Below are 23,404 nucleotides of genomic sequence, written 5' to 3' on the forward strand. Positions count from 1 at the left end.
AATTACGAAGTAATTGACGAAGCAATCTCAGGAGTTTGCTTTATGAGATTTCTACGCTCTACTTAAGTTTTAAGCTCACTTACAATGACACTAAAACCTATACATGACTAGTGGCTTCACCTGCAAGTTCATAAACATCTCTATCTTCATTATATTGATATACATTACCATTATGCCCTGTAAATTTATCATTTAGCCTATAATGATGAACATCATCCGGATAAATCTCATCAAGATCAAGTGATTTTTTTCTTTCACCTTTACAATATTCCCGAATTTTAAAGATAGCACATATGGAAAACAGTACACCACAAACCATTACTACCATTTGTGTACCAAATGATGCTAAGCCAGAAGTAATAGCTAGGTCACTATTTTGCATCGCAAGTCCATCCGGATTATCTTCATCTGCTATACGCCATCCACTAGCTATTCCTACATCTTGTACTACTATTGCCGAATCCGGAAATAAATCACTTCTTAAATTACTACTAGAACAAGCACTTGTCGTATTAAAGGCTCTAAGAACAGCAGTGCTACCCTCTTTTATTACATTGCCAACAACATTATATGACGTCCCCCAGAAATTTACTGTTCCATTTGAAAATATTTCAAAAGGTCCATCAAACACAAAGCTTATTCTACTACCGTCTTTTATTACTTTATTAATACTATGTTTACTATCATCCGGACAAGATCTTAATAATTTACTTCCCCAATTAACAACATTATAAGCTACACCTTGGGTACATTTGCCAAACTCTATCAACATATTTGTAGTTTGATTGGTCATTAAACTAGGATAAGGGAAAGCAGCTATTAATTTTTCTCCAATAGTATGTACTGGAGGCAGTGGATCGTGAGGACCAGTTCTTAAATCTCTAGGAAGAGTAGCTATACATTGAAAACTCGGCATAATTAACCTATTTATTTATATTGAATTATTTATTCAAAAAATATTAATATCTATTAATCAATTAGTTAATAATTGTTAATGAGTTTTTTATTTTTATGTTGTGATAAATAAGATATATTAATAACTTGTTTTTAATTCAGAAATCTCATAATGCCCAAAATACCTATCGATAATATTATCGTATTCTTATATCTGATATCAATTTTAGCTGTAGGTATTTATTACCGAGCTAAAAATAGTAGCTTCAAAAATTATGCAAATGTAGAGAGTAAGGTTCAGAATAACAAACTGCTATTAATAGCTACCATTTTTGCAAGTTCCGTTGGAGGGGCTACTACTTTTGGTATTACGGAAAAAGCTTTTTTAGGACACGCATATTATGCTTATGCTTTAATACTTACTATCCCAATAGATATCATAATCGCTATTTATATAGTGCCGCTAATTGCAAAACATCATGGAGCAAAAGCATAGGCGATATAATGAGTATATATTACGGCAATCTAGGTCGTTTTATTGGCGGGGTTAGCTCTGTAATTGTATCGGTTGGATTTTTAGCAGCTCAAATAAGCGTCAGCGGTTATATTTTTCAATATATCTTAGAAATAAATTATATTGAGGGAGTAATTTTAAGCTATAGTATAGTACTTATATATACTACGATAGGTGGGCTGCAATCTATTGTTTTTACTAATTTACTACAATTTTTTGCAATGATAATTGCGATACCTGTTGTCACTTTTATAGGACTAAACAAAATTGGTTCTATAAATCCTATAGGCGATTTGATTGTTGAAACTAATCAATCTAACTTATTTTCTTATATAATCGCTGCTGCTTTAAGCTTTAGCGTAATGAATCTATACCCTACTTTTATTCAAAGAGCTTTGATTAATAAAAATCCTACTCAAACGACTAAAGCAATATATACAAAATCGGTTATATATTTATTCTTTTTAATTTGTGTTACTTTAAACGGATTAATTGCTTATAAACTTTATCCAGAGCAACCATCAAGCTTAGTATTACCTTATCTGATTAATCAAATAATCCCGCCTTTAATTCAAGGCTTAGTCATAAGCGGGCTGCTTGCTGCTGTTATGTCTACTGCCGACTCTGACTTAAACGTTACTTCTATAGCTATTGTTAAAGACATAATTAACCCAATTCTAAAGGTAAAAAATGAGCAAAAACTATTATTAATTGCCCGAATTATTAACGTAGTAACAGGAAGCCTTGCTATAATTGCTGCCCTAAAATTCAACAACGTAATAGATTTAGTAGTATTCTTTACCGGCTTTTGGGGACCTGTAATATTAGTACCGCTAGTAACAACGCTTTTTAAAATTAGAGTACCAACACAGATAATGGTTTTATCATCAATAAGCGGAGCAGCAACTTTTCTACTTTGGGAATATTATTCCTTATCTCTACAATATTTTAACCTCAGGGGAGTATTTATAGGGACAATGGTAAGCGGTTTTATATTTATGTTAGGTATAGTTGTAAATAAAGTTAATAGGATGTAATAGTAAAAGGCTCAGTGCCTTCTTCAAGAATATTTAAATATTTACGATACACGTATATTTTGTTGCGTTTTTTACCGCTTATTTCTTCTAAAATATTAAGTTTTCTCATTAATTCAAGAGCGTGCCTTGCCGTAGGTGCAGTTATATCTAGCCCCTTAGCAAGCATAGATACATTTACTTGCGGCAATAATTTCATATATTCTAAAACTTGCTTACAAACAAATCTTGCTCGCCCTGCTTTTTCTATCTGGGTAATATCTTCTTCAAATAATTGATTAATAAGATTGGTTGTTTGAATTGCCTGCATTGCAGATTTATGAATGCCTTCTAAAAAAAACTCCAGCCAAGTTTCCCAATTACCATGCATCCTGACTTCTTGAAGTAGCTCATAATAAATATGACGATTTTGTTTTAAGTAAAGGCTCAAATATAGAATTGTGGCATTAAGTATTTCATTATGACAAAGCAACAATGTAATTAGTAATCGTCCTAAACGCCCGTTACCATCTAAAAATGGATGAATTGTTTCAAATTGAACATGAGCAATACCGGCTTTAATAAGAACCGGCAGGCTATTATCATGCAAAAAATTTTCAAAATGAGACAGGCAATCATTTAAATAATCTACCGGAGGAGGAACAAATAACGCATTGCCTGGTCTTGTGCCACCAATCCAGTTCTGAGAACGCCTAAATTCTCCTGGCAATTTTTTAGAGCCACGCCCTCCAGAAAGTAATATATTATGGATTTCCCGCAATAATCTTAAGGAAAAAGGAAAACTGTCTTTTAACCTTTCTAAACCATACATTATAGCTTTTACATAATTAGATACTTCTTCCACATCTTCTATGGATATTTCAGGTTTTTGATTATGCTCAAATAACATTAAGTCTGAAAAAGAGCTTTGTGTACCTTCAATTTGGCTTGAGAGCAATGCTTCCTTGCGGACATACATATAAATAAATAACGAAGTATTAGGGATAGATTTGCAGGTTATGTTTAACTCTGCAAGTGCTAAGGTAGCTTTTTCAAGGTGAGTATATAATTTTACTAAATCTATAGGAGGTTCAGGTGGCAGTTCAGGTGGTATATAAGCCTTATATGACTCACCTGATACTTTTTGAATAATATATTTACCTATGCGTTTATTCATATTCTATCTTTTCTTAAGAGATATACCTTAAGAAAGGATAACTTATTATCTTTTCTTAGTAAAGATTAAAAAGAAAAGTTTTTGAATAATACAAATAAAGAATAATATATAGATGAAGACACTTCTTCTTAATTTAGGCACACAATAAAGTATCTTACTCTAATTTTCTAAATTAATATAATACCTTGTAGATTTAAGTTCGCCAGTTTTAATAAATGCCTGCATTTCTACCAATTCTTGTAGATCTCTTGTGGCAGTGGCTTTAGAGGTTTTGGTGATGTTTAGATAATTTTTAGCACTTAAACCACCTTTAAAGCCCTCTACCCCCTCTTCAAAAATTCTTTTAACGACTTTTTCTTGTCTTGTATTTAAGGTATCTTTAAACTTATCATAAAATTTTGTTTTATTTATTAAAAACTCAATATTACGTAAAGTATAATCCTGAGCTTTAATTATTGTTTCAACAAAATATAATATCCAGTCAGTAATTTCTAAACTTTTATTGTTATTTTCTAGAGCATTATAATATAACTTTTTTTCCTGATTTATTACGTGAGACAAAGCTACTAATATAGGCTGTCCTATATTTTGACATAGCATTTTTATAGTTATAACTCTACCTATTCTTCCATTACCATCTTCAAACGGATGTATAGACTCAAAATAAAGATGGGCAATAGCAGCTTTAGTAAGCGGAGTAATAGAATCCGTAATATTATTATACCATTCTATAAATCTATCCATTTCTTTTGGTACAATATCAGATGGCGGTGCCTCAAAATGAACTATTGGCTCATGATATTTGCCTGAAACTACCTGCATCGGCTCTAGGTGGGTGCGATATTTTCCTATAGCATCTAAATCTTTTCTACCATTCATTAACATTTCATGCCAACGAAATAAACAGTCATGGTTTAAAGGCTGATCATATGAATAATACATATCGGCAAGCAATTCTGAGATACCATTTTCCGCAGGCGAAGCTTTTCTATTATCCTTTGCTATATTAAAATACCGCTTTATAGAGGATTGCAAGCTGTCTCTATTTAGATATTCACCCTCAATTTCTGAACTATTTAATGCTTCATCACTTGCAAGCATAACAACTAAATTATCTTTATCTGATTTCGAGAGATATTTAGCTGCTCCTAAAAGAATACCGCTATTATTGATAAAACGTTTTTCCAAATCAGAAATATTTTTCTGATCATATTTAAAATTAGACCAATCTTTATGCTGCCAATTCCATATCATGAGCTATAAATGTTTACTTTATAACTCATATTATAGCATATTTTGAGTTATAAAATAAGTTTTTATTACTTGGACAGCGTATTTTTTCAATATTAAACTTCTACGATCATATTTAAATAGATTCATTATCTGAACTAATCTCATCACCTGATAACATAACTTCTATATCTTCATCATTTTTAAATACTTTATTAAGATCAGTTACTTCAGCACTGCTGCGTGCTCCTAATATTAATTTACTAGCATTTTTTAGATTTTTAAATATAACTTCTGTATCAGGTGCGATTATTATCGTTCCCCTAAACGTCTCTGAAAAATTACTTTCAAAATTTGTTGTGCCGGAATTAGGTTTTGTACTTTCAATTTTTTGATCAAGCATATTTTCCTCTTTAAGTTAATTTAGTCTTATATAAATTATTACTACAATAAGCTATATATTATTTCAATCAAAAAATTTTATTAAATTTTTTATTTAACACTTTACTCAACTTATAATTGTTATTATAATGCATTTTTTAAATTTAAGCGGCTATGATATTAAGGCTATATTGCTGTCTCATATTTATCATAATTGTTTTTGATATCAACACAGCATATGCTTCCGCATGGCTGTTAGAGCAAGGCAGATATAGATATATTATAGGGGGAAATAAAACTAATAGAATCTCAAAAAATGAAAAAAAGCAAAGAGAGGAAATTGTTTTACATGTAAATAATAGAATAATATATCTTAGGCAATATCTTGAAGAAGTAAAAAATCAACCTAATCTTCAAGCAAAAATTCTGCGACAAATAAAAAAATTAGAGCAGAAAATAGTGGAATTATTATCCTATCAAGATGTGCAATTAGCAAATAGCTGTATAGAATATGGCATAACCGATAATCAGAATATAGGTATGAGCTTCCTATATAAAAAAGATAAATTTATAAATAAAAAAAATGCAAGCCTAGAGACTGCTATTTATTACAAGTTTAAACTATTTGGTGATCATGATTTTGTTACTTCAGCTCAACCTAAAATCTTGATGGTTAGCAATAAAAAGCAGAAAGAGAGTTTTTTAGGAGAAATATCTTTGTTAACAGGAATGTCTAAAAACATCTATTCCGTTACTATATTTAGCCAAAATACAATTAGCTTTGGGTATTCTATAAATAATACTGGCTATAAGAAGATGTATTATAATTTCTCTATTTGTGAGGGCATTAAATTTAGCAACGGAATAATGCTTACAAGTTTTACAAAATATCACACTAGAAAAAATTACGGCTCTATATATGATAACTCTGTTTATGAACAATTAGGGGTTGCAAAAATAATTAACTTTGGAAAAGAAAGCAAAAGTTCATTAACAACTCAAATAGGTTATTTCTGGGATCGCAGCCTCTCAAACAAAAAATATAAAATATCAGGTTTAAGCTTTTCAGTATGGTTAGATGTATAGATGAAGATAAAATTTTGCAGCTAATTAAAGATAGAAAGCGGTTAGCTGACTTAAATACTATTATCAAAGAGGATGTAATCGACAATGAATTAATGATTGATATGCTTTATGAAAATAAGATATTACCAATAATAAATAATATTTCTTGCATTAAAATTTATAATTATTCTAATGCTCAAGAATATGTAATGCAGGGATATTTTGTTTATGAAGATAAAGTAGGAAATAAAATTACTGCCATAAATAATTTAAAATTATTATTTGATGAAAAGAATAACTTTTCTTCTATAGCCCTAATCAAGAAATATTATTTTTATAAGTCATTAGAGCAGAACTTTGCTCATTTAAATAGTATTAAAGCTAAATATGCTCTTGAATTTAAAGCTGGACCGATCACTGCTAAAAATATTAATTATGCAAATAAGGTAATAATATTTTTTGTTGTGTTTCTAGTGATATTGACTTATGTGCCGGTTTTATTTCATATTGCTAATAATATAAGCTACTTTGTGCAAAATGTTTTAAAATCGCTCTTATTTGTAAAAGCAATAAGAGACTATAAGCCATTAGAAGTAAAACAGGCAAGAATTAACGTAGAAGAATTACCGATTTATACAATTTTAGTGCCATTATATAAAGAGTTAAGCAAATTAAGATCAATAATCAAAAATATTTCATTAATTAATTACCCTGATAGTAAACTAGATGTCAAAATAATTATTGAAGATGATGATTATTTAATGATTAAAGAAATAGCTTTATATAATTTACCTGCATATTTTCACGTGATACTAGTACCACAAAGCTCCCCTCGAACTAAGCCGAAAGCCCTTAACTATGCTTTAGAATATTCACGAGGTGAGTATGTAGTTGTTTACGATGCTGAAGATAAACCTGAACCAGATCAGCTACTTAAGGCTTTAGCAATGTTTAAGAGTTTAGCACCCGATTTTATTTGTCTGCAAGCCAAGCTCAATTTTTATAATAAAAACGAAAATGTTTTAACCAAAATGTTTAATCTAGAATATAGCTTATGGTTTGAATATATTTTAAAAGGGTTAAGTTTGCTCAAGCTCCCTACCCCACTTGGCGGGACAAGCAATCATTTTAAAGCAGATATATTACGTAAGTTGGGTGGCTGGGATGCTCATAACGTAACCGAAGATGCTGAAATCGGGTTAAGAATTTACTCGCAAAATTATAAGGTAACCATTCTTGATTCATATACTTTAGAAGAAGCACCGAATAGTTTAGGTAATTGGTTGAATCAAAGGTCACGTTGGATCAAAGGTTTTTTGCAAACATTTTTTGTATTTATAGCACAAAAGGATAAGTATAAAAAACTTACTTTGTTACAAATAATAACTATTTATATTTTCATTGGACTATCAACTTATAATTTCTGGTGTTTACCTTTTATAATATTTTCCATTATTATAAATAAAAACCCTATAATTGATTATGTATGGCTGGTTAATAGTATTTTTTCCCTCTTATATTTATACGGAACTGTTATTTATATATTAAAAAATTCTTTAAAATTTGGAAAAATAAAGTTTCAGGATTTAATAGCGTTAGTTTTGTGGGCTGGCTATTTCATATTACATACTATAGCTTCATATAAAGCAGTTTTCGAAATTATCTTCTGTCCGTTTAAATGGAACAAAACAAAACATGGAGTTAGTTTAGAAGATTTTGAGGAATAAGTTTATTGTATTATTAATTATTTTAAAGGAATAAGATGGGAATTAATTACCTCAAAAACAACCTCAAAATGTAATAATATATACTCTTTTGGATTCTTTCAAAAATATCGTGGCACTGTATCGCAAATACTTTAAAATTTGGAAGTCAAATAAGCGTTTTCCCCCACAGACTCTTATATTTTAACTCCTATAACTTCTAATACTGCTTTATAGATTATTTGCATAGTGGCAGGATTACAACTAGTTAGAGGTCCTAAAATTAAGCGTTTATTATCTATGCTACGTATTTGGTCTATTAACAGGTCCGAATCTTTTTCTAATTTATTATGAGCTTTAATACGGATTCGTAAAGGAAAAGCATCATCTATCAAATTAGTTGTCAAGGGGATGATTAAAGTAGACGGATGACTCGCATCTAATAATACTTGATCTTGAATAATTAGTACAGGTCTCGTTTTGCCAGGCTCACTACCAACTCTAGGATTTAAATCGGCAAGCCAAATTTCTCCGAGATTAATTTTCAAGGTCATGTTCAATATTAGAAAATTCAGAATTTATTTTTATACTTTCTTTGCGGGTACGCATACTAGCTTTAAATAACTTCTCTTGTCGTTCTTGCTCATATAAGCTTTTATTCATGTTTTCAATAGATTTTCTAATATACTGACTACGTGAAATATGAAGTTTTCTAGCCCTCTTAGTTACTTCTTCTGCTAAGTCATCGGGTAATCTTACAGTAAGTGCGGACATATGATATGCTTTAAGTATTACAATTATAGTTACATTAATATAATATAATTTGTAATACAATTTATGTCAAGTTATCCTTTTTATCAATCACCTATTAGTTGCTTAAGCAAATTATTATATACTCTTTGCAAATAACCGATATAGGGAATATATGGTAAAAAGTTATTGGAAAAAGTTTTGGGGTAGTAATGTTACTAAATCTCAGCATTTTATTGAGCTAAATGACATTGCTTATGGTAATGCAAAGAAAATTAGAGTGGGGATTGATGCTTATCGTGAAAATGTTATAGTCTATAGATGCGTTAACCTAATTGCCCAATCAGCTGGACATGTTCCTTGGAAAGTACTAAAAAGTAAAAGTGGTGAAGTAATCGCAAATCATCCCTTAAATAATTTACTCAAAAGACCAAATCCTGAGAAAGCAGGGGCTGATTTTTTCAGTGAATTAATATCTAGTATGTTATTGTTTGGTAATAGTTATATTTTATCAACATCAGACTTTAGACCTAAAGAGATTTATTTACTACCGGCTAGTGCAACTGAAGCAGTGTTAGACCAGAATGTTTTAGTTGCATATAAATATCAAAGTGCAAGCGGTGATAAATTATATAGAATAGATCCTATTTCTAAAATAAGCAGGGTTTTGCATTTAAAAAATTATCACCCTACCAATCACCATTACGGCTTATCATCTTTAGAAGCCGCTTCACTTCCTATAGATTTACATCAACAATCCTCCTACTGGAATCACTCATTATTACAAAATGGTGCTAGACCATCTGGAGCATTAATAGTTAAAGATAGTAATGGCTACCTTAGCGATGAACAATTTGAAAGACTACAAGCCCAATTATCAGAAAAATTTACCGGTAGTAATAACGCTGGTAAGCCTTTATTGCTTGAGGGTGGTCTTGGTTGGCAAGAAATGAGCATAAACCCAAAAGATATGGATTTTATTCAGTCTAAGAATTCTGCCGCAAGAGAGATAGCCCTAGCATTCGGAGTGCCACCTCAATTACTTGGTATTAACGGCGATAATACCTATAGCAATATGCAAGAAGCACGTCTTGCTTTATGGGAAGAAACCTTAATTCCGTTACTTGATAAAATTGCTGATAATATAAGTAATTGGTTTTCTTATCTGTTTAATGAAGAAATTACCATTGATTTTGATTCTGATAGTATATCCGCCTTAACCGAAAAACGTGAAAATCTTTGGGCTAAAATTGCTAATGCTAATTTCATGACTCTAAACGAAAAAAGAGCATTTGTTGGGCTTCCTAAAATAAAAGATGGGGATAGTTTATGATCAAAGATACTACAGATACTTTAAATAATTTATATAATTTCACTACTAAGCTTATTCTTTTGCTTGAAGATGAGCTAGAGTCCCTTACTTTAAATAAAAGTGAAAATAATCTAGCTGATACCAAAAATATTGCAGAAATATTAAATAAATTAGTTAACCTACTAATACAATTAAATAAACTACCTAATAATCAAGTAACATTCGAAGCTTCAAAAATAGATGAAAAGGATAAAATGATCATAGATAATTTCTTGAAAAATTATAATTTAAAGCATCTTTTTTAAAAAATAGTCAATCCTTACAAACCCAAGATATTATTACATACTTCTAACTTATTATTATATTCTCTACCCTTAAATCTATCCTTAGATCCATCTGAATTTACTACAAATAAAAATTACTGTCTTATCTGATATTTTAAATCTTAAATTACCTTAAAATCTGTGTTGTAAAAAAACCTCATTTCATTAATAATATTTAATATTTGTAAATAAAAGTTAATAAATTTAAGTAATTAAGATATAGAATCCTTAATAAATTTTTACATTTTAGTATTAATTACATTCTATGAAGAGTTTTATTAAAAAATTAATTGGGTAAGATTTGAGATATGAAGAATAAGTTTAAAATATTAAAAGGATTTTTAGCAACAGCATCATTATATGGATCTCTGATTTCAAGTTTTAATACAGCAGGTGTTACTGTTGCGACTACTGGCTCTGTAGTACTAAGTACTGGTGCAGGTTTAGCAGGAGTATTAAATAATGGAGACATTATACAAATAGCAGTAGGTGGTCTTGGAACTACTATATTAGCAGATAAACCAAATGCTCAAATTGGTGGTATAAACACGCTGCTTAATGCTCTTGCTTTTGGCGGTGTACAAGTAAGTCAAAATGTATCCATAGGTGCACTTAGTGCTACGGTAGGTCTTAACCCTAATTTTGGTCCTCTAAAATTTATTGCTAATAATGCAACGGCTACTATTACTGGGGTTGGTAATCAAACATTTACCACTATGGACTTTGCAGGTAAAAGTTCTACTCTTCAAATTAATGATAATTTAAATATTGCAACTACTATAGATAATACGGGAACTGCTGGTAATGGTACATTAAATCTAGGAAACGGCGTAACTATTACTAAAGATATTGGTGGTACTAATTCTTTACTTGCAGTTAATATTAACGGTAGTGGTAACATAAATTTTGGCAGGATTGTTAAGGCAAATGCCATTAATTTAGCAAATGCAACAGCGAATGTTGTTGCAACAGGTTTAATTACCGGAATATTAAACTATAATGCAGATGCTACCTTATTTGCTAAAGGCGGTATTAGCGGTAATGTAAATATTCAATGCAAATGGTGGTAATTTTTCTGTATATTCTAATGCTGGTCAGACCTTAACAGCAAATTTTAACAATCTAGATGTAGGAGCATATGGTTCAGTTACTATAAGTCATAATGGAGATAACGCTGGAACAGCTGCCACAATTAATGGTACTGTAGGCGGAACTAACCCTATTGCAAATTTCAATATTATAAATGGGAATGAATTTAGTACTAATATTGTTCTAAACGGAGCAATTAATGCAACAAATATCCTGTTTAAGCGTGATGTTGATAAAAATCCTAATTTTACCATAGCTATAAATAATAATATTACAGGTGCAATTCAAAATGTTAGTAATGGTAAGAATAATTTTGTATTGAACATAGCAGATGGAAAAAAGATAACAGGGACTATAGATTCGCAGAATGTCTTGTCAACAATTATAAACCTTGCAGGTAATAACGAAATTACAGGAGCTATTACAAATGCTACCACTATTAATTTTAACGGGGCAAATATAAAACTTGATTCTGCTGTAAATTCTACAAATTTTGTTGTCGCTAATGATGGAGCTACTGCAATTGTTACTGGTCTTATGACCGGTGATTTAGGATATAATGCAGCTGGTAGCGTAACAGCTACTGGTGGGCTTGCAGGTAATATAAATTATAATGATAATAACGGAACATTTACTTTAGGTGCAGGCAAAACACTTACAGGTTCAGCAATTAGTACTGGCGGAAGAAGTGGGACATTTGTTTTTGTAGGTGATGGAACAGTAACCGAAAACTTAGGAATAGATGGAGCAGGATTAACACAAATAATATTTAATGGTACAGATGTAGTACAAGGTGGTGTAGATGCAACAACCTTAACAGTTAATACTGGAGCAAATGCCACAATAGCAGGGGTTACAACAGGTAGTGCGGTTTATGCTGGAGCAGGTAATTTAACATCTACAGGAAATTTCACAGGTGGTGTAGATTTCAAAAGTAAAGGTGGAACATTTACTTTAGGTGCAGATAGCAAGCTTACAGGAACAGTAACTAATGGTAATAATGCTACAGTAATTGCTTTAGGAAATGGCTCTATTACCGGAGCAATAACTGGCTTAAATACATTAGAGTTTAGCGGTGGTACGGGTACAACTCTTAATTTAAGTGATATTATTAACACCAGCATCAACAGTAATATTACAAATATTACCTATACAAATAGCACTAATGCATCAGGAACAATTAACGTTAATACTGATTTAACAGCAGGAACTGTAACCTTTAACGCAGGTAATGCAGATGGTGGTACAATTATCATAAATGCACCATCTACAATAGGACTTGTAGCAAATGCTGCTAATGGCACAATACAGATAAAATTAGGTGGTAGTTTAACAATTAGTGATCCAAGTGCTGGAACAATAAATGAAGTTGATATAGCAGACGGCACAACTTACACGATAGATGCTAAAGGTAATAACGTAAATCTATTTCAAAATGGTGAAAAGATAGTATTTCAAGGTGAAAACTCAGAACTTGATTTGATAAATACCGGTACTACAGATGGAAAATTTACGCTGTATGCTAATCTAAATCCATCAAGTATAAATCCAACAACCCCACCTGATATTTACGGCATAGTCAGAGTAAGCTCAACGCCAAATGGTCTTACTATTGATAATAATGATGCTACAATACGCACCATAGGTCAGGATTCTACACATCGTCTGAAAGAATTCATAGTTGATGACACCGAGGGCGTTTTTCGATCCACGCAACAATGCCGCCACGGGACGACACTAATAAGACATAGGATAACACTAACTCAACTTACTTTTACTTACTGACAAATTATATAACGGACGCCATACCAAACGGCTTATAACTATAACATATAGTGACATTACTACTACCCCAATAGCTACTCGGCTGTAATCACTAGCATTTGCGGCGTTTGTAATATACAAACCAAGACCAGTTGCAGAAATACGCACATTTCCCCAAGATACTATTTCTGCTACTATACTTGCATTCCAAGCTCCTCCATAAGCTGTTATAACGCCAGTAACTATATGAGGGAAAATTCCAGGTAATATAATATTTTTCCACCATAGCCATCCTTTAACACGGAATATATTAGCTGATTCTTTTAAATCAGCAGGAAACGCTGAAGTTCCAGCTATAACATTAAAGAGAATATACCATTGAGTGCCAAGTATCATAAGAAAACTCAAAGCTATATTGGGATTGAGATTATAGTGCGAAATAAAAATAACCACGAAAGGAAATAAAAAATTAGCAGGAAATGCTGAAGCAATCTGTATTACAGGCATCATTTTTTCGGTATAGCTACTATTTAATCCAATAAATACACCTATAGGCACCCATATAATAAGAGCTAAAATTACCATAGTAATTACTCTTAACAGAGTAAAAAAGCCTAATTTTATTACTAATAAAAACTCCGATAAACTAATTGTTGTTTTAACAAAATCATAGCATTTATTTGCAGCATATATTGCTAAACAAGCTAAACACCCATACCATATGATAGCTATAAGTAAATTTGGTATAGGTTTTATAAAAATAATATAGAGCTTAGACAAAAGATTTGAGATAATTTTTGTTATATTATTAATAAAAAAATTACATGGTATGAATATAATAGAGATAATTTTTGCTATATATATGGTGATAAAATTTGTCTTTTTAAATAAATCCACAACCATGGATTTAGGGGCACAAGCTTTTACTATATTCTCATAACGAAATTTATCTGCCCACACAATTAACGGACGAAATATAATTTGATCATATAATATAATTACTATAAACATAGTGATTACAGAATAGATTATAGAAATTATATCTTTCTCATATATCGCTTTAGCTATATACGAACCAATACCAGGTACGCTAATTGTATTCCCGCCTATTACTACAGTCTCTGATGCTACGAGAAAAAACCAACCACCAGACATCGACATCATACTATTCCAAATTAACCCTTGCGTGGCAAACGGCAATTCAAGTTTTAAAAATTTTTTCAGCGGTGAAAGTTTAAATATATTACTTGCTTCGACTAAATCATTTGGGATAGTTTTAAGTGATTGGTAAAAGCTAAAGGCTATATTAGGGCACTTGGTTAGTAAATGTAGCAAATATTACTGCACATTCTATACCTAAACTGCTATTTGGAAATATCGATACAAACCATGTAACAGTAAATGTTAAAAAGCCTAATATCGGTACAGATTGAAAGATATCTAATATTGGTATTAAAATATTTTCTGCGGTTTTATATTTTGCGGCAATAGTCCCGTATATTATAGCAGTTATCAGCGAAATAATAATTGCTATAAACATTCGTAATGTAGTTTGCAGCGTATATTTTAATAAATGGATTGGATCTAAGTATATTTCGTTTTTTGCAATAGCTCCAATGGATGAATCCATTTCATGCAGCCCCTTACCTATTGCAAATATAATCCCGCATATAATCAATATTATACATAGATCCCAAATATTAAACGAGCCTCTATGAAAATTGTTTTTATATATATGCATGTGCTTTGCTTTGAAAATTAGAAAACATCATCGGTGTTGTCATTGCATAAGGTTATGTCACCTGACGAGGGCGAGCTCTAGTAGACGAAGATCAACTTGGAAAAGAGCAAGGAGTCTGTAAGCCGAGGAGTGGCAGCAGTTACTTAATACGTGAGCATCCGAGGACTTACAAAGACGACGTAGCCAATTTTTCAAGTTCATCGAGTATACCTACTCCAAGCATTCAATATATGTAATAGCCTTATTAAGATCATATTGATTAACTGCGAAAGGACCGCAGAAAGGTTTATCTAATATAAATAATAAGAAAATCATAGAACCGGAGGTTATACAAACTAACATGACTGAAATTTTATGCAAATAGACCCTAATCCCAAGCATACAAACAAAAATTAGGTTAATAGTAGTCATAATAAATACGACTACCCAATATTGAACATTTAAGGAAAAATAAGACATTTTAATCCTATTATACCTGATAGTATAAAGCTCTTTGATCTCTTTAACTATTTCTTTCTTAATAAATAATTGCATCTGATCATTTACTTTATAATCTTTAAGACGACTAGTAATATCTTGTAGGAAACTAAGAGCTTCATGACCGATTTTTTTACCATCCCTCATTAACTGCCACTCACGCCCTACTACATCTTTTGCATAATTTTTAATATCTGCATAAATTGCAGGCTTCATATTAGAGGGAAGCCAACTAACACTATCTGCAAGTCTCATTAATATTGTAGATTCGGTTGCCACTACTTCTTGAGCTTTATTAAAATTACCAAGTAGATATATTAATACAAAACCGGTTGATACCGCATACATGCTTCCGACTACCCCGGATAAAAATCCTCCAAGGCTGCCTAATTCTTCTCTTTGGAAATTAGTTGGGATGATATATTTAGAGAGATATAAGCATATACTGCAAAACCCCATTAAAATAATGTTGATTATAAGAAATAAGACAATAATTAGGAACGTTATAAATAAAATCAATTATCTGGTCAGGCATAGAATAATATTTATGTTTGTATCATTTTAAATAATTAGCAGCTATACAATGTCATTCCCGCAAAAGCGGGAATCCAGCATAAAGCGAGATAAATCGAGCTTTTATTTTAAAAAATTTACTATATTTAGACTTTTTTCCTGGATTCCCGCTTTTGCGGGAATGACATAGGAGTCATGCAACAACACCGGACAAGCCTTATAAGAAAACTATTATGCATAATAAATCATCCTTTATTTAGACCTCCACTTCCTCCAAGGTTATTGTAGAATCGGCAAGCTTAGTAATTTTCTCAATCTTCAAACGAGCTTCTTTAAGTTTCTTTTCACAGTGATTTTTAAGCAAAATACCACGCTCAAAACTATTAACTGCTGCTTCTAAAGTCTCTTGCCCGTTATCTATTTTTTTTACAATTTCTTCAAGTTCGCTTAAAGCTTCTTCAAAACTAATATTTTCGTCTAAATTTTTATTGGTAGTCATGTGTTTTTATTTTTAATGGTTAACTAAATCAGTTGCCTCTGTAGTTGTTTGCTGAGGTATTAGCAATTTTTTTAATTCATTACTATTAAAGGTCTTTTTAGGAGCAAACATATTTCCTTGTATTTTCAAACTAAGATTGCTTAAAATACTTTTATCTGCATTAGAACTAGTATTTTTTGGATCAGGTTTAACAAGGCTAGACGGAATATAAAAAGATAGAATATTAGATGAATCCATATCAAAATTATATATATTAACTGCAAAAGATGCAGCCCCTGTACTGTACTGGGTAACAAAATTTATATCTTTTAAAAGAGCAATGCCTTTTTGTAAGTCAATATTACCACTTATACCCGTAATTCTTTGTTGTCCTGTCGTTATAGCACTATTTATATCTTTATCAAGATTCGATACATTATAATCATAATTATTAATTTTCTGTATGAAAGAATCAATATTAAAGTTATTAACCGTGATAACATTTATAGCAAACTGTGATTTACTAGTAAGGTTATATAGTTGATTTTGCAGGGTATTGCCGTTAGTGGAAAAACTACCGCTAATACTTATTTCACCTTCTGAAGCAGCAAATATTTTAGGTAAGAGTGCTGAAGTTTTATCTAAATCTATTGTATTTAATGCATACACAAAATTAAGAGAGTAAGGATCCAACAAAATATTACCACTACCTTGCAATTTACCACCTAATAGTTCTGCTTCAATATTATTGAATTGTAGTAAATTATTATTATTTACTGCATAGAATTTAACATTTTTTAGTACTAAATCATTTTGCGACAAGCTAGATAAATTACCATATATTTGTAACGTAACTTTATCTAAACTATAATCATTTACTAATTTATTTCTTAAATCAAGTAACTTTGCAGGTGATAATAAATCAGTACTTAAACTACCATCTTTAATTTCGACAGTTAAAGATGGTAATACGCTGGAAGCATCCAAATTCCAGCTAGTTGATAAGTAGCTATTATTTGTTTTTAAATCTAGATTACTAATTTTTACACTAGCTGGTGAAATTTTAGCAAGTAGATTCATCTTATCAAAGATTTGATTATTATATTTAACACCATCTACTAAAATATCTAAATTAATTGTATAGGGATTTGTTCTAATTGGGATAAATTTACTTGGATAATCTAGGCTTTTCATATCCTTAGTCAAGCCTTGCACAAATTCGATAAAAGGTGAAATTACTGGATAACTATTTTTTGTTAAATCAAGCGAAGATATACTAAGTGTAGCATTTAAATGAGGTGTTTGAGCAATAAATTTACCAGAAAAATTTCCTGACAGACTTAAATTATCTGTTTTTAGCGATAAATCTTTAAAAAACAAATCTATCAGAGTTAATTTTAACTCAGACGATAGAGTAAATGGTATAGCATCTTTAACTGTGATATCAGCAAATCCTAATATATTTAGTAAAGAATTAAAATCGTTATGCTTTAAATATATTTGTCCATCAAACATACTTCTGATAGAATTCTGCGTTACATTACCTAGAAGCTTAAACTCACCATCTGGTTTAATACTTCCTAAGCATTCATCTATTTTTAAAGTACCTTTTGATAAGCTAGAAGTAAACGTTACTTTCTCCAATGTATTATTATTACTTAAAATTACTTCATCAATTACAATATTGATCTTAAGCAACTTATCAGCAAAAATAAATCTAATATTTGATGGAGCAGTATTAAATGTTACCGAAGTATTTGAAGAAACTATTGAATTTAAATCTATTTTAGAAAAATTTAAATTAACAGTGCCAGTAGTATTATCATTTTTAGCAATACTAATAACACCACCTCCCGTAATAAATTGTGATTCTACAACTATATCTTTTAGCTCTACTGCATCTTCCGAATTTAAAATATTAAATTTAATATTTACTACATCTGTTTGATTCAGCTTATTTAAAATATGGCTTAAATCCGGTAGTATGTTATACATTGCTAACGCTAGGTTTTTGATATTATATTCACCACTACCACTATCAAGCTTAAAATCTTTATAAATTTGTGATAATTTAAAATTATAATCTTTATTATCAATATCAAAGCTAAAATTTACTATATTCTCATTCTTATTAATTGAGCCTGAAATTGTGCCTAACTCGTTGTTTGTAGTTTTAAATATATAATTAGATGCTAAATTTTCCTTTTTTAATGAACAATTAGAAAAGTTTAAAATGGAATAATCTTGTTTATTAATAATATTGAGGTTCGTAATATTAAGATTTATATTTTGCAGTTTATATTTAAAAAACTTATCTATTAGCTCTTCGTTATTATAAATATTGAGCATCTTAGAATCTGCATAAATCTTAGCATCTAATATTTCTAATCTACTAATTTGAGGGCTAAATTTTATAAGCGACCAGAATGAGAAATAGACTTTAACTTCTTCTAAATCTAATTTTCCTTCTTCCTTTATCGATTCAATAGCTAAATAAGGTATTGGGAATTTATTTATCTTTATTTTTCCGATATTCTCATTGGCAATTCCTAAGCGATTAGTGAAATTACTCGCAACAGAGTTATAATTAACTAAAGACAATGCACCAAAAAAAAGAAATAGTAATAAGGAGCAAGAAATTATTATGCCAGCAATTATTTTTTTTATCATATAAATCTAATAAAATGAACAAAAAATAGATAGACGAAGTTTTATTTGGAAAAGAGCAAGGCGTCTTGAAGCTGATAACCGCAGCGTATACTTAATATAGTTACGGATTATCAGCAAAAGACAACGTAGCCAATTTTTCAAATAAAACGAGTATATATCTATAAAAAATTATTTAAATATATTATTATATATAACTAGCAAAAATTAAAGGTAAATTAATGGATTCCTTAGAAAATTTAATTCTAGTCGGTGTAATAAAATCATGTCATGGGATTAAAGGACATATAATTTTAAGATCTTTTACTGATCCTACTGTAAAAATAACTGAAAGGGAATTAGTAAACGAATCAGGCGAGAAAGTAAATATTAATCTAATTAAACAAAATTCTAAAGGTGAATTAATTTGTCAGTTTAATGATATATCTACTCGGAATGAAGCAGCAAATTTAAAAGGCTATAAATTATTTTGTTTACGTTCAAGTTTGCCAAAACTAGAAGAAGACGAGTTTTATATAACTGATTTAAATAACTTACCAATATTAGATAATAATCATACTGAAATCGGTAAAATTAAAAATATTCTCAATTTTGGTGCTGGTGATATAATAGAAGTAGAATTTTTAGATAAAACAACTGAATTATTACCTTTTAACAAAGATTTCTTCCCTATTATAACTAAGGATTATGCCATTTTAAATTATAAGAGGGATGAATTATAATGTCATTGCGAGCTGACTTTGCTGCGTGTATCGAAAAGCACCATCAGTGTCATCCCGTGATTTATGAACTAGAGCCAGTTAAAAATACTAATTTTATTAGTATTTTTTATTATTTTCTGGATCTAGTTCCCAAGCAACGACACCGAGGGTGTTTTCTATCCACGTTACAACTCTAAAAATTTACATCATGGAAATGATTGTCCTTTTTTATTATTAGGAGCTTTGACATTGGATATTGTAGGATTTTCTAACTGTATAGCACTTTTTGCATCCGTCAATTTTGCCATAATTGCTACATTATCTTTAATATTAACTTTATCTTTTCCTACAACCATTTTAGCTCTTTCAATATCCGGTTCATCTCTACTTACAGGCTTTAACTCAGACTTTCCTGATAAAGTTCTTACATCTTCTGTTTTATCTTGAGATTGTCCTGAAACAGCTGCTCCTCTTTTTTCCACCTGTTCTTGTAATAAATTATCTATAGCTTTTAAACGAGCATCTTTAGATAAATCTTTATTATCAATTAAATTAGCCTGTATGAAATCTAACTGATCTTTAGTAGAAGATTTTTCATTAAACTTTTCAGTTAAATCTTTAGCTTGCTTTTCTGATTCAGCTTTCTTTTCTTCATTAGTTTTAAGATTTCTGCGTTCATCAAGAAGACTACGGAGGTTATTAACTTTTTTACTTATAAATTGAGATATATCATTTAACCTACTTGAAGTTTCTTGTACAACTTTTTCTTCTTCAGAGACTATAGGTTTTTCTGTTTGTTCTTTTGACTGTTTTGATGTATCATCAACAGGTCCTTTTTCAAATCCAGGCTCAGCAGCTTTATTAAGATTTCCCAAAGCCTCCATTGTTTCTCTTGCAGCTTTAACTATATCTTTCTCTGGTTTATCTTGTTCTAAATCTTGTCCTTTTAAACCTTGAGTTAAATTCTGCATTTCCCTTTCTAATATTGCTTCGTTTGCTATGTTTTCAAGAGTAGATTTCTCTTCAGGTACAGCGTTAGCTTTAATGCTTTTAACAACACCTTGAGTTATTTCAGGACTTTCATTTCCTATACCCTTATGAATTCCATCAATCAGACCTTTAGTCATTAGTTCTTTATCTTTCAGTTCAGCGGTGCTTTTTATAATTCCATCTTCTGCAAATGAAGCAATAGTAGCTTTCTCTGGTATAGACATGTCTTTATGACTAGCTATAGCCTCACCCACAACTTCAATAATACCTACTTTATCCTTAATGCTTAAAGGACTTTGAGCAACTTCTTTTGTAATACCTTCAACTATTTCACCTTTTATTTCCGCTTTAGCTGGACCATCTAAAACATCTGTGGTGATAGTTTTTATTGCATCCGTCTTTTTTACAGCATCAGATAAAGGATCATATAAAATACCGTTTACTTTTTTTATTGTTTCTTCTGCTGCTTGCTTTTCTTTAATTTTATCTAAATTTTGCTGTATTAATTGTTGCTGTTCTGGACTTAGAATTCCTGCTTCTCTAGCTTTATCTAGTACATCACTTTTTAATTGACTTTTTTCTGGAGCATCATGCTTAGAAGCTTCTATTACATTGCTTATTACTTCAAATATCTCTCCTTTTTCGTCTTTATTCAGGTTACTATCTAATACAGCATCAGTTATGCCATTAATAGCCTGCAATCTTACATCTGACGTATTAAGCTCTAAAGCAGAGTCAGTTATCTTTCCTACTATTTGTTTTTTAGCAGCTTGACTTAAACTATCTTGATCTAGAGCAACAGATGTTATTCCTCCAAGCAATTTTGCTTTTTCTGGTTCTGATAAAACATTATCATTATTTATTGTGTCTAATATTTTACCTATACCCTCTACCCTTACCTCTTCAGGAAGCTCTTTATTACTTAATACATTTTCAGCTAAAGTATTAATTCCTGCTTGTTTTTGGTCAACGTTTGCTTCTTTCTCTCCTAAGATTTTCTCTGCTACCTCACCAATTAAACCAGCTGGCTCATTTTCATTTTTTAAATCTTTATTTAACTGATCTAATAAATTCTGCATAGCTTGCGATAAGCCTACTGCTGCATCAACTATTCCTTGTGGTTGTGGCTGTAAAATCTCAGCTTGTTGTGGTTGTGGCATTTGTGAAACCACAGGCTTTTGCCCTGAACTAAGAGGTGTTACAGGAGGTATTTGATTGGAAGCTATCCCCGATTGAGGTTCAGGTATTTCTGTATTTTTAGTTTCAATAGGCTTTTCATTTGCTGGATCTATTTGCTGCGAAGATACAGATTTTTCACCTCCTTGAACTCTATAAATATCTTGTTCTATAGTTTGTGAAACATCAACGCCCTGCCCTTTATTTACTGCAACCTCTTTCATCATAGCTTCATATTTGCCTCGTGTTACAGGCAACGTATAAATTTCTCCGCCATGCTCTATATAACCTACTGCATTTTCATCTTTTCCCATAAATTTTATAGGTTGCGGTGAGCTTACTTCTTTGAGTTTAGGAGTGCCATCAGGATGCGGATCTGCTTCATAGTGAGCAGTAAAACGGAGTGCATTATTAGATTTACCCTCTTTATTTTGTGCAACAAGCGATAAATGCATCGTACCACTTTTGCCCTCAAGATCTATAGGAAAGTCTATCGTTCTATATGAATTAACTGTAACTGCAGTACCATCCTGCTTATAGACAGTCATCGGGGCAGTTTTATGAGTTTTTTCGGCTAACGTACAAATTTCTTCACCGGCATCATTTTTAATTACTGTTGATCTAAGATCGCCTGCACTTACTTGATTTTCCCATTGCATTGACCTAAATCCGCCAACATATTTATTGGCATATTCTTGTCTAATGTTTTCATATTGCCCTTTAAACTGCTCATCAGATAAAGCTTTATCATATAAACCTTGTCTTTCCCCCGCATTAAGGTTTGCTAGAAATTGTCTGAATTTTTCTTGATCTTTTGCTTCTTCTGAGTAAGCAGGATCATTATTAAGATATTTTCTTAATAACTCTTCTTGTTCTTCTTTAATTTTATTTTCATGATAAACTTCTGCACTATGTGATGCATGAACATTCTTATAGCCTGCTATTTCTATATTTTCTAATCCCTTTTTAAGCTCAGGATTTTCTAAAGCTTTATCGTATAGTTCTTTTTTATTTGGATCTTCATTTAAAGTTCTTAAAAAATCTCTAAATTTTTCATCACTTTCAAAATTAGACTTTAGATCAGGATTTTCTGCATTTTCTTTTAGCAACTGATTTCTTATTAAATCACGCTGCTTTTCTAGAATTTCCTTTCGAATAGCTTCAGTTATTGGATCTATAAAGCCATCTCCTGATATACCTCCTGCTAAAGCACTAGCTGAAAGCGAAGATGTTGGTATGCTACTCGCATTTGTAGCATCAGCACCACTAATAAAAATACTATCTCCCTCAGATTCAAACAATTCTTGCTCTTGTCTTGTTTGTTCTTGCTTTTCTGCTTCAGTGAACTCTTTATTTGCTATTGGATCAAACTCCTTTATAATTTCTTCTACATTAGGATCTTTACTCATAAAACCTCCAGGCTATATTTTAAATTACATTAATTCT

General features: G+C 30.8%; 19 protein-coding genes and 1 pseudogene. 8 read left to right on the forward strand and 12 right to left on the reverse strand.

Annotation, left to right across the window (positions count from 1 at the left end):
* Positions 1–97: 97 nt before the first annotated feature.
* Positions 98–916, reverse strand: a complete 819-nt coding sequence (locus RBE_RS03900) for a hypothetical protein (RefSeq protein WP_011477417.1) — start codon at positions 914–916, stop codon at positions 98–100.
* Between the two features lie 150 nt (positions 917–1,066).
* On the opposite strand from RBE_RS03900, the pseudogene RBE_RS03910 reads away from it, so the two are divergent.
* Positions 1,067–2,445, forward strand: a pseudogene (locus RBE_RS03910) (sodium:solute symporter family protein).
* On the opposite strand, the gene RBE_RS03915 reads toward RBE_RS03910, so the two are convergent.
* The 3 genes from RBE_RS03915 to RBE_RS03925 form a co-directional block, all read right to left on the reverse strand.
* Positions 2,432–3,598, reverse strand: a complete 1,167-nt coding sequence (locus RBE_RS03915; protein WP_011477420.1) for a Fic family protein — start codon at positions 3,596–3,598, stop codon at positions 2,432–2,434. The pseudogene RBE_RS03910 and the gene RBE_RS03915 overlap by 14 nt on opposite strands.
* A gap of 159 nt (positions 3,599–3,757) precedes the next feature.
* On the reverse strand, positions 3,758–4,852 hold the full coding sequence (locus RBE_RS03920) for a Fic family protein (RefSeq protein ID WP_011477421.1): 1,095 nt from the start codon (positions 4,850–4,852) through the stop codon (positions 3,758–3,760).
* Between the two features lie 112 nt (positions 4,853–4,964).
* Entirely contained in the window at positions 4,965–5,231 is a 267-nt protein-coding gene (locus RBE_RS03925; RefSeq protein WP_011477422.1) for a hypothetical protein, read from the reverse strand.
* Between the two features lie 518 nt (positions 5,232–5,749).
* Between RBE_RS03925 and RBE_RS03930 the strand changes: the two genes are divergently transcribed.
* Together RBE_RS03930 and RBE_RS03935 are read left to right on the forward strand one after the other, a co-directional pair.
* Positions 5,750–6,295 carry a hypothetical protein gene (locus RBE_RS03930; protein ID WP_041804850.1) on the forward strand — a complete coding sequence of 182 codons (546 nt, stop codon included), beginning with the start codon at positions 5,750–5,752 and terminating at the stop codon, positions 6,293–6,295.
* Complete coding sequence (locus RBE_RS03935; protein ID WP_011477424.1) at positions 6,280–8,001, forward strand: glycosyltransferase family 2 protein; 1,722 nt, start codon at positions 6,280–6,282, stop codon at positions 7,999–8,001. Before RBE_RS03930 ends, RBE_RS03935 begins: the two co-directional genes overlap by 16 nt.
* A 173-nt stretch (positions 8,002–8,174) precedes the next feature.
* Here RBE_RS03935 and RBE_RS03940 read toward each other — a convergent pair whose 3' ends face one another.
* On the reverse strand, positions 8,175–8,531 hold the full coding sequence (locus tag RBE_RS03940) for a type II toxin-antitoxin system PemK/MazF family toxin (RefSeq protein ID WP_011477425.1): 357 nt from the start codon (positions 8,529–8,531) through the stop codon (positions 8,175–8,177).
* Positions 8,515–8,751, reverse strand: coding sequence for a ribbon-helix-helix protein, CopG family (locus tag RBE_RS03945; RefSeq protein ID WP_011477426.1), 237 nt, complete (start codon positions 8,749–8,751; stop codon positions 8,515–8,517). The genes RBE_RS03940 and RBE_RS03945 overlap by 17 nt, the downstream gene beginning before the upstream one ends.
* 151 nt (positions 8,752–8,902) lie before the next feature.
* On the opposite strand from RBE_RS03945, the gene RBE_RS03950 reads away from it, so the two are divergent.
* The 4 genes from RBE_RS03950 to RBE_RS03965 all read left to right on the forward strand — a co-directional run bounded on the left by RBE_RS03950 (position 8,903) and on the right by RBE_RS03965 (position 13,236).
* Positions 8,903–10,060, forward strand: a complete 1,158-nt coding sequence (locus RBE_RS03950) for a phage portal protein (RefSeq protein ID WP_011477427.1) — start codon at positions 8,903–8,905, stop codon at positions 10,058–10,060.
* Positions 10,057–10,344 carry a hypothetical protein gene (locus RBE_RS03955; RefSeq protein ID WP_011477428.1) on the forward strand — a complete coding sequence of 96 codons (288 nt, stop codon included), beginning with the start codon at positions 10,057–10,059 and terminating at the stop codon, positions 10,342–10,344. The genes RBE_RS03950 and RBE_RS03955 overlap by 4 nt, the downstream gene beginning before the upstream one ends.
* A gap of 326 nt (positions 10,345–10,670) precedes the next feature.
* Complete coding sequence (locus RBE_RS09205; RefSeq protein ID WP_011477429.1) at positions 10,671–11,432, forward strand: hypothetical protein; 762 nt, start codon at positions 10,671–10,673, stop codon at positions 11,430–11,432.
* Positions 11,433–11,769: 337 nt separating this feature from the next.
* Positions 11,770–13,236 (forward strand): beta strand repeat-containing protein, encoded by a 1,467-nt coding sequence (locus tag RBE_RS03965; protein WP_011477430.1) that lies wholly within the window; start codon positions 11,770–11,772, stop codon positions 13,234–13,236.
* Here RBE_RS03965 and RBE_RS03970 read toward each other — a convergent pair.
* From RBE_RS03970 to RBE_RS03985, 5 genes are all read right to left on the reverse strand, one after another.
* A complete protein-coding gene (locus RBE_RS03970) occupies positions 13,210–14,550 on the reverse strand; it encodes an ABC transporter permease subunit (protein ID WP_143549765.1) in 1,341 nt (446 codons plus the stop codon). The two genes, RBE_RS03965 and RBE_RS03970, sit on opposite strands and share 27 nt — an antisense overlap.
* The gene (locus tag RBE_RS07555) at positions 14,522–14,956 is read right to left on the reverse strand and encodes an AbgT family transporter (RefSeq protein ID WP_011477432.1); all 435 of its coding nucleotides are present in this window, start codon (positions 14,954–14,956) and stop codon (positions 14,522–14,524) included. Before RBE_RS07555 ends, RBE_RS03970 begins: the two co-directional genes overlap by 29 nt.
* Before the next feature lie 210 nt (positions 14,957–15,166).
* Positions 15,167–15,892: a DUF4239 domain-containing protein gene (locus RBE_RS03975; RefSeq protein WP_011477433.1), complete on the reverse strand. Its 726-nt coding sequence runs from the start codon at positions 15,890–15,892 to the stop codon at positions 15,167–15,169.
* 310 nt (positions 15,893–16,202) lie between these two features.
* A complete protein-coding gene (locus RBE_RS03980; protein WP_011477434.1) occupies positions 16,203–16,445 on the reverse strand; it encodes an exodeoxyribonuclease VII small subunit in 243 nt (80 codons plus the stop codon).
* Between the two features lie 12 nt (positions 16,446–16,457).
* Entirely contained in the window at positions 16,458–19,094 is a 2,637-nt protein-coding gene (locus RBE_RS03985; protein ID WP_011477435.1) for an AsmA-like C-terminal region-containing protein, read from the reverse strand.
* A gap of 218 nt (positions 19,095–19,312) precedes the next feature.
* On the opposite strand from RBE_RS03985, the gene rimM reads away from it, so the two are divergent.
* A complete protein-coding gene (rimM, locus tag RBE_RS03990; RefSeq protein ID WP_011477436.1) occupies positions 19,313–19,813 on the forward strand; it encodes a ribosome maturation factor RimM in 501 nt (166 codons plus the stop codon).
* 185 nt (positions 19,814–19,998) lie between these two features.
* Here rimM and RBE_RS03995 read toward each other — a convergent pair whose 3' ends face one another.
* Positions 19,999–23,367 carry a Sca4 family spreading effector gene (locus tag RBE_RS03995; protein WP_011477437.1) on the reverse strand — a complete coding sequence of 1,123 codons (3,369 nt, stop codon included), beginning with the start codon at positions 23,365–23,367 and terminating at the stop codon, positions 19,999–20,001.
* Between the last annotated feature and the right edge of the window lie 37 nt (positions 23,368–23,404).

The organism is Rickettsia bellii RML369-C (genome assembly GCF_000012385.1).
GTDB classification, from domain to species: domain Bacteria; phylum Pseudomonadota; class Alphaproteobacteria; order Rickettsiales; family Rickettsiaceae; genus Rickettsia; species Rickettsia bellii.